The sequence below is a fragment of the Nocardia sp. NPDC058519 genome, assembly GCF_042719755.1.
Classification (GTDB): Bacteria; Actinomycetota; Actinomycetes; order Mycobacteriales; family Mycobacteriaceae; genus Nocardia.
Genome location: NZ_JBHXNK010000030.1, coordinates 48,317 through 61,976 on the forward strand (window position 1 = coordinate 48,317; position 13,660 = coordinate 61,976).

The 13,660-nt window shown below is 68.1% G+C and carries 13 protein-coding genes; 3 read left to right on the forward strand and 10 right to left on the reverse strand.

The features are described from left to right. Positions 1 to 164 precede the first annotated feature (164 nt). Positions 165 to 860: a maleylpyruvate isomerase family mycothiol-dependent enzyme gene (locus tag ACFWPK_RS27405; RefSeq protein WP_378920522.1), complete on the forward strand. Its 696-nt coding sequence runs from the start codon at positions 165 to 167 to the stop codon at positions 858 to 860. A 33-nt stretch (positions 861 to 893) separates the two neighbouring features. Here the strand turns inward: ACFWPK_RS27405 and ACFWPK_RS27410 are convergent, their stop codons facing one another. The 6 genes from ACFWPK_RS27410 to ACFWPK_RS27435 all read right to left on the reverse strand — a co-directional run bounded on the left by ACFWPK_RS27410 (position 894) and on the right by ACFWPK_RS27435 (position 8,417). After that, positions 894 to 1,241 (reverse strand): hypothetical protein, encoded by a 348-nt coding sequence (locus ACFWPK_RS27410; RefSeq protein WP_378920524.1) that lies wholly within the window; start codon positions 1,239 to 1,241, stop codon positions 894 to 896. Between the two features lie 192 nt (positions 1,242 to 1,433). Then, positions 1,434 to 3,173: an amidohydrolase family protein gene (locus tag ACFWPK_RS27415; protein WP_378920526.1), complete on the reverse strand. Its 1,740-nt coding sequence runs from the start codon at positions 3,171 to 3,173 to the stop codon at positions 1,434 to 1,436. 12 nt (positions 3,174 to 3,185) lie between these two features. Then, positions 3,186 to 4,838: a class I adenylate-forming enzyme family protein gene (locus ACFWPK_RS27420; RefSeq protein ID WP_378920528.1), complete on the reverse strand. Its 1,653-nt coding sequence runs from the start codon at positions 4,836 to 4,838 to the stop codon at positions 3,186 to 3,188. A 14-nt stretch (positions 4,839 to 4,852) separates the two neighbouring features. After that, on the reverse strand, positions 4,853 to 5,896 hold the full coding sequence (locus ACFWPK_RS27425) for an NAD(P)-dependent alcohol dehydrogenase (protein ID WP_378920589.1): 1,044 nt from the start codon (positions 5,894 to 5,896) through the stop codon (positions 4,853 to 4,855). A 2-nt stretch (positions 5,897 to 5,898) separates the two neighbouring features. After that, entirely contained in the window at positions 5,899 to 7,047 is a 1,149-nt protein-coding gene (locus ACFWPK_RS27430; RefSeq protein WP_378920530.1) for a serine hydrolase domain-containing protein, read from the reverse strand. Next, positions 7,044 to 8,417, reverse strand: a complete 1,374-nt coding sequence (locus tag ACFWPK_RS27435) for a flavin-containing monooxygenase (RefSeq protein ID WP_378920532.1) — start codon at positions 8,415 to 8,417, stop codon at positions 7,044 to 7,046. Before ACFWPK_RS27435 ends, ACFWPK_RS27430 begins: the two co-directional genes overlap by 4 nt. A 116-nt stretch (positions 8,418 to 8,533) precedes the next feature. Between ACFWPK_RS27435 and ACFWPK_RS27440 the strand changes: the two genes are divergently transcribed. Beyond that, a complete protein-coding gene (locus ACFWPK_RS27440; protein WP_378920534.1) occupies positions 8,534 to 9,151 on the forward strand; it encodes a TetR/AcrR family transcriptional regulator in 618 nt (205 codons plus the stop codon). Between the two features lie 2 nt (positions 9,152 to 9,153). Here the strand turns inward: ACFWPK_RS27440 and ACFWPK_RS27445 are convergent, their stop codons facing one another. Together ACFWPK_RS27445 and ACFWPK_RS27450 are read right to left on the reverse strand one after the other, a co-directional pair. Continuing rightward, complete coding sequence (locus ACFWPK_RS27445; RefSeq protein WP_378920536.1) at positions 9,154 to 11,751, reverse strand: LuxR C-terminal-related transcriptional regulator; 2,598 nt, start codon at positions 11,749 to 11,751, stop codon at positions 9,154 to 9,156. 145 nt (positions 11,752 to 11,896) lie between these two features. Then, on the reverse strand, positions 11,897 to 12,118 hold the full coding sequence (locus ACFWPK_RS27450) for a hypothetical protein (protein ID WP_378632772.1): 222 nt from the start codon (positions 12,116 to 12,118) through the stop codon (positions 11,897 to 11,899). Positions 12,119 to 12,294: 176 nt separating this feature from the next. Between ACFWPK_RS27450 and ACFWPK_RS27455 the strand changes: the two genes are divergently transcribed. Beyond that, a complete protein-coding gene (locus ACFWPK_RS27455; RefSeq protein ID WP_378920537.1) occupies positions 12,295 to 12,723 on the forward strand; it encodes an Ig-like domain-containing protein in 429 nt (142 codons plus the stop codon). Positions 12,724 to 12,778: 55 nt separating this feature from the next. Here the strand turns inward: ACFWPK_RS27455 and ACFWPK_RS27460 are convergent, their stop codons facing one another. After that, on the reverse strand, positions 12,779 to 13,231 hold the full coding sequence (locus ACFWPK_RS27460; protein WP_378920539.1) for a VOC family protein: 453 nt from the start codon (positions 13,229 to 13,231) through the stop codon (positions 12,779 to 12,781). Between the two features lie 79 nt (positions 13,232 to 13,310). Next, complete coding sequence (locus ACFWPK_RS27465; RefSeq protein ID WP_378920541.1) at positions 13,311 to 13,643, reverse strand: TfoX/Sxy family protein; 333 nt, start codon at positions 13,641 to 13,643, stop codon at positions 13,311 to 13,313. Positions 13,644 to 13,660 lie beyond the last annotated feature (17 nt).

The window sequence follows — 13,660 nt, forward strand, 5'->3', positions numbered from 1 at the left end:
TCGTTCACGGTGTACGGAAGACCCGCGGTGTCCTGCGAACGACCTGAGCGGACACGCTGACCCGGTACCGATGATTTCGAGGAGTCCGCACCGTCACTATTTCGGAACGCGGCCTCGGCACCGTCGCGTTCCAGCGCCCGCTGGTGCCCGAATCGAGGTTTTCCGTGCCTGACCAGCCCGCAGGCTCCGCCCGCCCCGGCCGTGGCTACTCCCGCGACGCGCTGTGGGCGATGGCGCACGCCGAACGTGGTGCCCTCGCCGACGACCTCGCCGACCTGGACGCCGAGCAGTGGGGCCGCCCGTCGCTGTGCGGATCCTGGACGGTCGAGGATGCGCTCGCCCATCTCACGGCCGTGGCGAGCGTCGGCCGGGTGCGCTGGGTGACCAGCGTCCTCGCCGCCCGCTTCGACTTCGACGAGCACAACGAACGACGCAAGGCCGAGCACCGAGGCAGCACGCCGGCCGAGACCCTGCGACAGTTCAGGGCGATCATCCCCAGCACCACCTCGGCACCAGGACCCACGGTGGCCTGGCTCGGCGAGGTCGTCGTCCACGCCCAGGACATCCGCCGCCCACTCGGGCTCACCTACACCCCGTCGATCGAAGCCACCACCGCCGTCGCCGAGTTCTTCGCAGGCCGCGACTTCACCGTCCCCAGCCGCACCCTCATCCAAGGTGTGCGCCTCGAAGCCACCGACGGCCCGTTCACCACCGGCACCGGGCCACTGGTCAGCGGGACCACGATCGCGCTGACCATGGCGATGGCCGGACGCGCCGCCTACTGCGATGACCTCACCGGACCGGGCGCTCCCACTCTGCGCACCCGCGTCGTCGCCCACGATCGCGGCGATGCTCGATGACTACCGGCCTCGCTGGGTGAGGCCCCGCGCGGACTAGTCGGCGCTGCCACCCAATGCCGCGCGCACCGTGTCGAACCATGCCTGCGTACCCACGAGTCCGGCCTCGATGTCTTTGCGTCCCTTGATGAATCCGAACAGGTCGGCGGCGTAGCGGCTCAGGACCGTGCCCTCGTTCTCGTCGAATTCGGCCAGCACGTCGGCATCGCCGAGGACATAGGCGACGACGGCGACCTGACCGGCCGACCACTCGGTGCGGTAGTCCGCCCAACCGTCGGCGCGGACCGAGCGAGCCATGGCGAGGAGGTCTTCGCGTAGGGCGTCGCGGTCGGCGTCGGTGGGGTGGCGGGGTTTGCCCCAGGTGATCCGTTTCGCGTCCGACATGTCGAGTCCTCTCGCTGATGTGCGGTGGCGACCGGATTCAGGTCGAACACCGCTCGGTCATCAGGTGAGGGTCGCAGATCGAGGTTGACCCGTCGCGCACCGGGCTGCGCGTGCGCGACGGGTCGCCTACCGAGGACCCGGCCGCGAACAGGTGCGGCTGCCTCGCGGCCAGGTCGACGGACTGTGCTCGTCCTACTCGGCGCGCAGGAAGGCACCCACCCGTTCGGTGCCGAGTGCGGGGTCGGCTTCGCCCTCGCCGAAGACATAGCGCCCGTTGACGAAGACCGCGGTGACGGTCTCGTCGTTGCGGTTGACCATGCGCGAGAGATTGCCGAAGACAGCGATCGGATCCTCGGCATAGGCGTCGAGGGTGTCGTCGAGGTGGGCGGGGTCGATGACGACGGCATCGGCGCGATCACCCACCCGAAGGTGACCGGCATCGAGGCCGTACCAGTCGGCGAGCTCGCCGGTGAGGCGGTGCACCGCGTGTTCGACTGTCATGAACGGCTTTTCGCGGTCCACGGCGTCGTTGACCCGGCGCAGCAGGCGCAGGCCGAAGTTGTAGAAGGCCATATTGCGCAGGTGCGCGCCCGCGTCGGAGAAGCCCAGCTGGACCGACGGGTCGGCGGACAGCACGTCGGCCACCTCGGGGCGGTGGTTGGAAATGGTTGTGCGCCAGCGCAATTTGTCACCGTGCTCGACGACGAGATCGAGGAACGCGTCGACCGGGTGCAGGCCGCCGCGGTCGACACCGACCTCACCGAAGGTCTTGCCGATGACGGTCTCGTCGGGGCAGTCCACGATATCGGCGTCGAAGAAGTCACGGTGCCACGCGCGGGGGCCGTACTTGTTGTCGTAGTCCTTGCGGAACGAGCGGCGGTAGTCCTCGTCCTGCATGAGGTGACGCTGCTCGTCGATGTGATCGGACAGGTGCAGAGCGGCGGCGCCGGAACCGAATTCCTCGAACACCGGCAGCGAGATGCCGTCGGAGTACACCTCGAACGGCACCGGCAGATGCTGCCAGCGGAAGTTGCCGTCGAGCCCGTTGATGATCTTGCCGACGGCGGGGAACATCTTGGACGCGCCGGGCACGGCCTTCACATCGGCCGCCGACAGCAGGCTCACCTTGAGCGGATCGCGCCAGAGGCCGATGCTCGACACCGCCATCGACACCAGGCTCTTGGGGTTGGTGATGTCGGGCCCGCCCTGCAACGCGCGACCACGCTTGCGCAGGATCGTGTTGAGCTTGTGGCGTTCCTTGCCCTTGGCATACGTCGACGGCAGCGTCCGCGAACGGCAGGTCTCACCATCGAGCTTGTCGAAAAGCAGCTGCTGCGAGGACATTCCGACGAATCCGGCGTCGAGCGCGTCGACGAGCATGCGCTCGATCTCGGCCAGCTCCTCCTTGGACGGCCGAACTTCCTTGCGGGTGGAGCGGTCGAGCCCCATCACCGCCGCACGGATGTCGGAGTGGCCGATGAAGCCGGCCAGGTTCGGGCCGAGTGGCAACTGCTCGAGCGCGTCGATGTATTCGCTTGCGGTACTCCAGGTCTGGACTTCGTTCATCGCGCCGACCACGTATTGACGCGGGATGGCCTCGACCCGGCCGAACAGGTCGCCCGCGGTCTCACCGTCGACGTGCACGGTCGAGAGCGAGCACGAACCGAGCAGCACGGTGGTGACGCCGTGGCGCACCGACTCCGACAGCGACGGGTCGAGCAGCACCTCCACGTCGTAGTGGGTGTGGATGTCGATCATGCCGGGCATGACCCATTTGCCGGTCGCGTCGACGACCCGGGCGCAGCCGGTTTCGTCGAGCGGGGTCTCCGAGATCTCGGCGACCTTGCCGTCGGTGATGCCGAGGTGGCGAACCGCGGAGGGGGCGCCGGTGCCGTCGAAGAACCGGCCACCTTTGATGATGCTGTCGAACATTTCTGACCCCTTTTAGATCGCGAGCTCGCGCCTGGTGACTTTACCGGTCGCGTTGCGCGGCAGCGCGTCCGAAGTGATGCGCCAGCGGACGGGCACCTTGAAATAAGCGAGGCGTTCGGCGACGAAGGCGCGCAATTCCTCCGGGTCCACCGTGCCCGGTTCGGCGACGACGATGGCCGCCACTTCCTGGCCGAGATCGGGATGGCTCACGCCGAAGACCGCGCAATCGAGGACGGCCGGGTGTTCGACGAGCACGTTCTCGATCTCGGTGGGGTACACATTCTCGCCGCCACGCAGGATCAGGTCGGTTCGGCGGCCGGACACGGTCAGCCTGCCCTGGTTCAGCGTGCCGAAATCGCCCGAGCGCAGCCACCTTTGGTCGTCGATCGAGGCCTTGGTCGCCGCGTCGTCGTTCCAGTAGCCGAGCATCACATAGGGGCTGCGGATGCAGATCTCACCCTCTTCACCGTCGCCGACGGCGTTACCCTGCGCGTCGCGGATCTCCATCGCGACCCCGATGATCGCCCTGCCGACCGAGGCGTCGTCCGCGGCCAGGTCGAGCGGGGTGGCGACCGTCGCCGCGGTGCCGCTCTCGGTGAGCCCGTAGCTGGTGGTCAGCGCGAATTGCAGGGCCGGGATCTTCGCACGCAGGCTGGCGAGCAACGCGGGCGAGGACGGCGCGGAGTTCAGCGAGAGCGCGGTGAGCGAGGACAGATCATGCTGGGCCACATCATGTTCCAGCAGGCGCGAGGCCATGGTCGGCACCGCGGCCCAGTTGGTGACCTTCTCGCGCTCGACCAGGCTCAGTACCCGGCCGACTTCGAAGCCGCCGTGCGGGAACACCGCGGCCGCACCGGTCCGCAGCCGCGGGATGACGAGGTTGTGCAGGCTGGCGATGTGGAACAGCGGCGCGGTGACCAGGTACCGGCGCTCGCTCGGCCCGTCGCCGGGCTCCTGACCCATGAACGCGGCGAGCACGGCGTCGGTGAAACGGTGGTAGTCGCTGATCGCCACCATGTTTCGCTGCGAATGGACAACACCCTTCGGCCTGCCGCTGGTACCGCTGGTGTAGAGGATGACGGCCGGATCGTCTTCGCCGACCGGCGTGCTGGGGATCTCGCCGCCACCGAACTCGGCGATCAGGGCGGGCAGATCCTCGTCCATGGTCAAGATGGGCAGCTCGGTCCCCGCCTCGGCCAGCAGTGCGGCCCTTTTCGCGTCCGCGATGACCACGGTCGGCGTGGTGTGCTCCAGCCCGTAGGCGATCTCCCGAGGTGCCCACCAGGCGTTGTAGCCGACCGGGATCGCGCCGAGGCACTGCGCCGCCCAGAACGCGATCACCCAGTCCGGGCCGTTGGCGGCCAGGATGCCGACGCGATCGCCCTTGCCGATGCCGTACCTGGCGGCGAGCGCGGTAGCCAGCGCGCCCGCGGCCGCGGCGTGCTCGGCGAAGGATATCCGGCGGTCTTCGGTGACGAGGTAGTCGCGCTCGCCCCATTTCAGCGAGTGCTCCAGCAGTTCACGCAAGCTGGCGTAGCGCTTGGCGAAAACCGGAATCGGGACGCCGAGAACGGGTTCGACGGTCATCTCGAACGGCGCGCCGGGGGCGGTGAGGCCCGCGGCGACCTTGGCGACGAATTCCTGCGGGTCTACAGCGTTGGTCATGTTCTTCTTCTCCATCAGGGAATGAGGACGGCGCGTCCACGGATCGCGCCGGCGTCGAGTCGGTCGAAGCCGGTGCGCGCATCGGCCAGGTCGAACCGCTCGACCTCGGCGCGCACCTTGCCGGCGGCGGCGAGCGCCACCACGTCGATGAGGTCGGTTCTGGTGCCGCCGTAGGACTTTCGAACGGTGGCACCCCACGGCAGCCCGGGTCCGCCCGCCGGTCCCGAGTCGATGCCGGGGATACCGCCGCCGAGGCCGACCATCCGGTAGGCGCCGTTCGGGGCGACCGTTTCGACGGCCAGTTTCGCGGTGGGATCGGAACCGACGAAGTCGAACACCGCCTCGGCGCCACGTCCACCGGTGAGCTCCAAGATGGTGGCCGCGGTGTTCTCGTCGGCCTTCAACGCGATGTCGGCGCCGCATTCGGTGGCGAGGGCGAGCTTGTCGGGGTCCACGTCGACCGCGATCACCGTGGTCTGGGTGAGGGTCTTCAACAGCTGGACCGCGACGTGGCCGAGTCCGCCGATGCCGATGGCGACCGCGGTGGCGCCGGGCCACAGCTGGTCCATGGCGCCGCGGATGGCGTGCATCGGCGTCAGTGCCGCGTCCGCCAGGGGTGCGGCGTGGGCGAAATCCAGTTCGTCGGCGATCGGCACGAACGAGCGCATCGGGATGCGGACGTACTCGGCCATGCCACCGTCGGGCCCGAGACCAGGGCACGGCGGCATCGCGGTGCGACCGGCGGCCAGGCAGACATTCTCGTTGCCGCGCAGGCACTCCCGGCATGCACCGCACGACCAGCACAGGTACACGATGCCCCGCTCGCCGGCCCGTCGGCCCGTCACCGCCGAGCCGACCGCCTCGATCGTGCCCGCGATCTCATGGCCCAATGTGAGTGGCTTCTCGCTCATCGGAAACGGCAAGCCGAGTACGAACGAATCCGAATGGCAGATCCCGGCCGCACCGACCCGCAGCAGCAGATCATCGGGTCCGAGCTCGGGCACGGGCACCGTGCGCAATTCGAGGGTGCCCGGGGCCGTCAACTGCATCGCGCGCATGGTCATCGGGCGCCTCCGACCGCGTCGAACGTGGCCTTCAGATAGCTGTCACACCGAGTGGAACCGATCAAACCGGTGGCCATCCGATTCATGGTGTAGGCGAAGGTGATTCGGCGATCCAGGTCGTTGACCACCATCGAGCCGCCGTACCCGGCCCACCAGCACACCCGCCCGTCCGGAATATGCGGGAAGGTCTGCGGCCGGGGCAGCCCGTAGCCGATACCGAAGCGCAGCGGGGCGAGCAATGCCAGGTCGATCCCGTCGGCCTGCTCGCGGAAGATCAGCTCGATCGTCGCGGGTGAGAGGAACCGCCTGCCGCTCAGCTCGCCGCCGTTGGCGATCAGCGACTGGACGCGCGCCACCGAGCGCGCGTTGCCGTGCCCGTTGGTGCCGCCGATCTCGGCCGCACGCCAAGCCGGTGTCGCGGTTTCGGCGACCTCCAGCCAGGGACTGGTGAGCGTCTTGATCAGCACGCTGTCCTGGTCGAGGGTCGACAGGTCGAAATCCGGCATCTCCGGCGGGATCAGGGTGGCGATCCGGTCGGCGTGCTCGGGGCCGGTGCCGATGTGGAAATCCGCGCCAAGGGGCCCGGCCAGCTCGTCGGCGAAGAACCGGCCGAGCGAGCGACCGGTGATGCGGCGCACCAGTTCCCCGATGAGATGGCCGTAGTTGATGGCGTGATAGCCCGAGGCGGTGCCCGGCTCCCACCACGGCGCCTGCGCGGCCAGCCGGGCGGCGGCGGCATCGGTGTCGTAGATGTCGGACAGCTCGATCGGCTTGTCCCAGCCCGAGACGCCCGAGGTGTGCGAGAGCAGGTGGCGGACTTCGATGTCGGCCTTGCCGTTCGCCGCGAACTCGGGCCAGTAGTGGGCGACGCGCTGGTCGACGTCGAGTTCGCCCCGGTCGACCAGCAGCAGCGCGCACAGCGCGGTCATCGTCTTGGTGACCGAGAAGACGTTGACCAGGGTGTCGGCGCCCCACGGGGTCTCGTGCTCAGGATCGGCGTAGCCACCCCAGAGGTCGAGCACCGGATCGCCGTCGACGGTGACGCACAGGGCGGCACCGAGTTCGGCGCCGGAGGTGAGGTGTTCGTCGAATGCCGCACGCACCCCGGCGAATTCGTCGCGGCAGAAGCCCGAAGAGGTGCTCATCGCGCCACCTCGACCGTCACCCGAGCGGGCACCGGCAGTGCATTGCCCGCGGCAGCGGCACGTTTCGCCCCGCGCTCCATCTCCTTGGTCATCGAGCGCACGTACGGCTCGAATTCGGTCTGGATGGTGTGCCGGGGCGAATCGTAGTAGCGCCCACTACGTTTGGCTTCCTGCGCCCCGAGCACCTCGTCGATCTGCGCGCGCGGGGGCAGGTGATAGCGGCCGGTCAGATACGCGGCGACCAGCTTGCTCTGCTGCTCGGCGAAGTTCACCAGCGTCGGCATCGGCTGGGCGAGACCGAGATAGAACAGGTTGTCCACACCGGGCTTCATCATCATCTGGAACAACGGGAACCGGTTGGCCGCGTCGGGCACCAGCTCGGCGTCGGTGAGGAACGGGAAGCTGATGTGGTAGCCGGTCGCGCAAACGATCACGTCGACCTGCTCGCTGCTGCCGTCGGCGAAATGCACAGTGTCACCTGCCAATCGGGTGATCGCGGGCTTGCACTCCACGTCACCACAGCCGGCCCGGTGCAGGAATTCCTCACTCGCCGACGGATGCGCCTCGAAGGGCTCGTGATCGGGTGTCGGCAGACCATAGGTCGACATCTCGCCGCGATTCTTGCGAACGAAGCGCTGCTTGAGCTTGAGCGCGATCTTGTCGGGAATCCACGCGGGCATCGAAGCCCGATCGCCCACTTGCCCGTTCACGTATTTGGGGAGCACCCACACGCCCCGGCGGGCGGACACGAACAGCTTCGAGGCGAGGAAGCGCTGGGACAGTTCCGAGGCGATGTCGAGGCCCGAGTTACCCATGCCGACCACCACGATCCGCTTGCCGCGCATGTCGATCGGGTCGAACGGGTCGTTGTAGGCGTGGCTGTGCATGAGCACGCCGTCGAATTCGCCTGGATAGTCCGGGAATCGGGGATTCCAGTGGTGACCGTTGCAGACGATCAACGCGTCGTAGACCTCGGTCTCGCCCGTCGCCGTCGTTACCCGCCACAGACCCGCGTCGTCACGCTCGGCGGCGGTGACCAGGCTGTTGAACCGGATCCGATCGCGCAGCCCGAAGTGGTCGACATAATCCTTGAAGTACTGCAGCAACTGGGAATGGTGCGGGAAGTGCGGCCAATCCGCCGGCGCCGGAAAGTCCTCGAATTGCAGGCGGTACTTCGAGGTGTCGATATGCAGGCTCTGATAGCAAGCCGACATGCCATTGGGGTTCTTGAAGTACCAGTTGCCACCGACCTCGTCGGATGCCTCGTAGCAGTCGAACGGAATTCCGTTCTCGGCCAGCCTTTTGGCGGCGGTGATACCCGAAGGTCCGGCGCCGACGACGCAAACCTTGGGTAATTGACGTGAATCCATGCACAACTCCTGAGCGGCCTCGGTCACCTTTGACCATGCCGAGTGACGTAGACCACAGGATAGCGTCTCACTGGACATTGTGTCTAGTGAATGGGCGGATCGTCTAAGCTAGGCCGATGACGACCGAACCCGCCCGTCGTGGATCGTTGCGCGAGGAACAGAAGCGCCTGACGAAGGCCAGGATCGTCGAGACCGCGCGGAGCCTGTTCGAGACGCAGGGCTACTCCGATGTCCGTGTCGACGACATCGTCGCCGCCGTCGGCTGTAGCCGGGCGACCTTCTACCTGCACTTCACGAGCAAGAGCGAGGTGCTGCGGGCGATCGCCCAGGAAGGCACACTGACCAGCGTCCGGGAGTTCTACGCCGATCTGGACCGGGTGCTCACCACCGGTTCTCGGGCCGCGTTGCAGGAGTGGATGACCCGCGCGATCTACTGGTTCCTCACCAACCGGGACATGCTCCCGGCCTGGGACGAAGCCACCGCGCTCGAGCCGGAGTTCCGCGCGCTGGCGCGCGAGGGGATCATGACGCTGGCCGACAGCATGCCCGCCTACCTCGCGCGCTGGCCCGAACAGCGCCGCGACGAGGCCAGGCTGCGGATCGAACTGCTGGTCGCCCAGCTCGAACGGTTCTTCACCCGGTGGGCCATGCAGGGCACCATCGAGGTCACCGCCGAGAAGGCCGCCACCGTCCTCACCGATGTCTGGTTCCCCGCGTTGCAGGCACCGGACTGAGCTCAGAGCAGACCGAGCACGCGGGCCTGGGCGATCGCTTCGGCGCGGGCGTTGACGGCGAGTTTCTGGTAGATGCCGCGCAGGTGCGTCTTGACGGTGTTCACCGAGACGCCCAGGTCGGCGGCGATATTGCCTGCCGTCATGCCGGAGGGAAGCTGGCGGAGCACAACCAGTTCGGTGTGGGTGAGTTGTGGGGCGCCCGCGGTGGCGCCCCGGTAGGCGCGGATCCGGTCGACGAGCACCGCGTGCTGACCGAAGCGCGCGCCGATCCGGGCGAGCAGTTCGGCGGCCGCGGGCACGTCGAGAAACGGACGGATCAGCTGTTCGGTGGCCGCGTGCGCGAGGGCCTGTTCGCAGGCGTCGTCGACCTTGCGGGGACGTTCGAGGCTGTCGGCGGCGACCGCGACCAGCAGCCACGCCGCGACCAGCGATCTCGACGACAACCGCGCGGTCGCGAGCAGCGGTTCCAGCAATGCCAGCACGACAGCGGGGCGATGGGCGTAGAGAGCCAGTCCCGCTTCGGCGACAGCCATGTCCGGGGTCCGGCCGAGTACCCGGGTCGCGTGGTCGATCAACTGCTGCGCGTCCGCCCTGGCTTGTACGCGCAGCAGCAGCCACAGCACATCGGTGACCAGTTCGCCCGTGCCGTGCACCGTCGGAGATTCGTCGAGCAGGCGATGGAGTTGCTTGCTCAGCGTGACCGCCGCCGCCGAGCGATCCGGCGCGTCGGCGAACATCAGCACGCCGGTCATGATCGCCGCCTGACGCACCGGCGCGGGCACCACCGTCTCGTCGGCCGCGACGAAGGGCAGACTCGGCAACGGCCGCTCGAAATCCACGCCTTGCTGGTAGGCGCCGTAGGCAGCGAGCACCCTGGCCGCGGCGGCATCGGCCGAACCGGCCAGGTCGTAGCGTTGGGCGCATTCGATCGCCTGGTCCGCCAGCGCGCGTAGCTCGCCGATCCGGCCCGCGATCCCGGCCGCCACGGCGGTCGCGGTTCTGGCACGGACCGCGACGCGACCCAGCCCAGCCTGCTCGGAGTGCACGATCGCGTAGCGCACAGATGCCGCGCCACTGTCGATTTCGCCGCCGTAGATCTCGGCGATCCCGCAGTGCAGCGCGGTGTAGCAGTCGAGGTCGGACTGTCCGGTCACCGGCGGCAGCGGCCAGCGCATCGAGGACGAATCACCCACCAGGACAGCGACTCCCGCACTCACGGCATGATCGAGGGCGGCCACCCACTCGGCGGGCACCACCGGCGCCGCCGATTCCGGGCCGACGTGGGCGGCCTCCAGATAGACCTCCGCGGCGGCGATATCGCCCGACTCCACCGCGACAGCCGCGCGCAGCAGGCGAACGAAAGTGTCGTGCTCGGCGAAGTTCTCGACGGCGGCGAGGAGGGTGTGGCCCGTACCTTCCAGAACCATGCGCAGTCCCCAGTCGCGCAGGAAGGGCACCAGACCGGGCGCGCCCGGCTCGGCCGCGATGTGCTCGAGCGCTGGTCCCGGCATCGCGGCCGCGGTGAACCAGGCCGCCACCCGGCGATGACAGGCGGGCAGGCGATCGGGCCTGGTGTACGCGGCCTCGGCGAGCAGGTAGGCCCGCAGGAGCGGGTGGTAGGTGTGCCAGAGCTCGCCCGCGTGGGCGACGGTGTGCAAGGGGAAGTTGGCGCGCAGCAGTTCGTCGAGTATGCGGGCGGCGTCGTCACCGACCAGATCTTCGGCCATCGGCAGACAGAATCGTGTGGGAACCGCTGTGGCGAGCAAGAATTCGAGCGTGGGGGCCGGTAGCGAGGCGAGCAGTTCGGCGACCAGGAAGTCGGCGACCGCGTGCGAGGGGCGGGCCAGTGCGGTGAGGGCGGTGTCGCGGTCGGTCCCGTTGGCCGACAGGCAGATCGCCGCGATGCGGACCAGCGCGGCCCAGCCACGGGTCAGGTTCCCGACCACGGCGAGCTCGGCGTCGTCGAGCCGGCAACCGTGCTGGGCGAGCAGTTGGGCGACGCGATCCGGGGAGAGGGCGAGTTCGGGCGCGCCGATCCGGGTGAGTCTGCCCTCAAGGTCGAGGACGTGCCAGCGGAGCGGCGGGTCGAAGCGGCTCGCGATCAACGCGGTGACCTGGTCGGGCAGGTGGGTGAGCAGGTATTCGAGGCCGGCGAGTTGCAGTGGGTCGGTGAGCAGGTGGGCGTTGTCGATCACCAGCACTGTCGGCTCGATATCGGCCAGGGCGGCGATGAGGTCCGCGGCGCGGTCCGTCGGGGTGTGCAGCACGCCGGTCGGCACGAAGTCCGGAGTGGGATCGAGGGTGCGGGCGATCTCGGCCAGCAAGTCTGTGTCACGTTGTTCGGCGACGGTCAGCCACGCGACGCGTGCCGAGCACCTGCGGCGCACCCAGTCGACCAGCACGACGGTCTTGCCGCTGCCCGCCGGTCCGCACAGCAGCACTGTGTGCCCGGTGGCGGCCTGTGCCCGATCCAAGCGCGCGAATGCCTCGTTGCAGCGAACCGGCGCGAAGGACAGCTCGGGCAGACCGGCGCACGGACCGGCCACAGCTATCACCGAGCCGCCACCGCGAAAGTCCAGAGAACCCGACGACGAAGCCATCTTCACCCTCCTGAACACGACATTTACCGCGCGGCGACCAACCTCCGCCGAGATCGACGGTAGGCGAAACGGCGGCTGTTCGGTTGCTGGCGAGGTGAAGTAGGGGCGCTCGTTATCAGATCGAGTTCGACTCGTCGGCGAACGCTCAGTCGGGCAACTGGGACATGCTCAGCAGCGTGAGGCCGAGGGTGTCGATGCGGGCCATCACCCCGCGCATGGCCGTACTGTCCGCGACGAGGCCGAAGAGGGTGGTCGTCCCGGTGGGCGAATGCGAGCTGGGGCGCAGCTCGGGAAAAGCCGCGAGAACACGCTCGGACAGCTCGCCCTCGATGACGAACTGATAGCGCAGCGGACCGGACGTCGACATGATTCCAGTGTCGCGGCCGGTCGCCGCGGCTGCCTCATCCGCTCCGGGTGAATTCGCTTGTCACCTGCGACGCAACCGGTCCCATAATTTTAAACATTGTTATTTCAGTTTCCGGGACGCGGGCCGGATCCGCTGGCTAATGTCGCGCTCATCATCAGCGCGAACAGGAGAACATCATGAAGATCTACCAGGCGCGGCGTGCCGGTTTCGGACTTACGGCCTTCACCGCGGTGGCCGCGGCGGCCGTGCTGGCAGCACCGCAGGCATCCGCGCTCGTGCAGGGGATCGCGGTGAGCGGCAGCACCCACTACGTGGATACCGCCTACACCGTCACCGCCGATGTCACGTCCACCTCGTTCCTGTTCAAGGTGACCTTCACCGACAACGGCACCAAGATCGGTGAACCGGTCTCGGTGTCGAACGGCAAGGCCACCATCACCTGGACGCCGAAGACCACCGGCGCGCACGAGATCAAGGCGGTGCAGGAGCTGATCAGCTCCAAGACCGTCACCATCACCGTCGCCCCGAAGCCGACCACGCCCGGTGGTGGGACGAGTACCGGTTCCGCCGATCTGGGTGGGCTGCTGTCGGGCTCGGCCGGCTAGCCCACCCGCCCGCCACGGCCGCCGCGAACCTCTCCCCGCGGCGGCCGTTCCGCGTTCAGGCCTGGTCGTAGGCCTGTTGCAGGGTGGCGATGTCGAGCTTGGACATCGAGCGCAGCGCCGTACCGACGGCGATGACGCGGTCGACCTCACCGCCCATGAGCTTGGGCAGCACGGCCGGGACGACCTGCCAGGACACCCCGAACCGGTCGGTGAGCCAGCCGCACGGGCCGGGGGTTCCGCCGCCCTGTGACAGCGCGTCCCAGAGGCTGTCGATCTCGTCCTGGGTATCCACGATCACCTGCAGCGACGCGGCATCGCTGTGCGGGTGGCCCGGACCGCCGTTCATCAAGGTGACGGCCTGACCGTCGAGGTCGAGGGTGATGATGAACGCCGAGCCGTCACCCTGGCGGGTGACCTCGACGATGCGCGAGTTCGGGACGGTCGCGGCATAGAGTTCGGCCGCAGCTTCGGCGTCGGCATCGAACCAGAGGAAAGTGTTGACGGACATGATGTGCTCCTTCGAGTGAGTGGCTTGCTTCACCCACTGGTCGGAGCCGACCACCACGCTTCGACACATCCACGAACTTTTATTTTCGCGGCAAGGTCTCGGCGAACCGCACCCCGCGTTCGACCCATTCCCGCAGTGCGGTGTCGTCGTCGACCGTTTCGGGGGCCACTCGCAGCCAGCCGTGTAGTTCGCGCCCGCCCATCACCATCGGCGTGATCGCCGAGCCATCGAGCAGGGCATCGCCGTCGGCCCGAGCGACCCGCACCAGCAGCCCGCCCTTGCCACTGGCGGCCACGGCCATGTTGCCGCCGATCAGGAAGGCGAGACCGCCGAACATCTTCCGCTCGGCGAGGTCGGACCGTGGGTAGACGATCTCCCGGATCCGCTCGGCGAGTTCCTCGTCGTATGCCATCGACTCAGTGTGCGCCA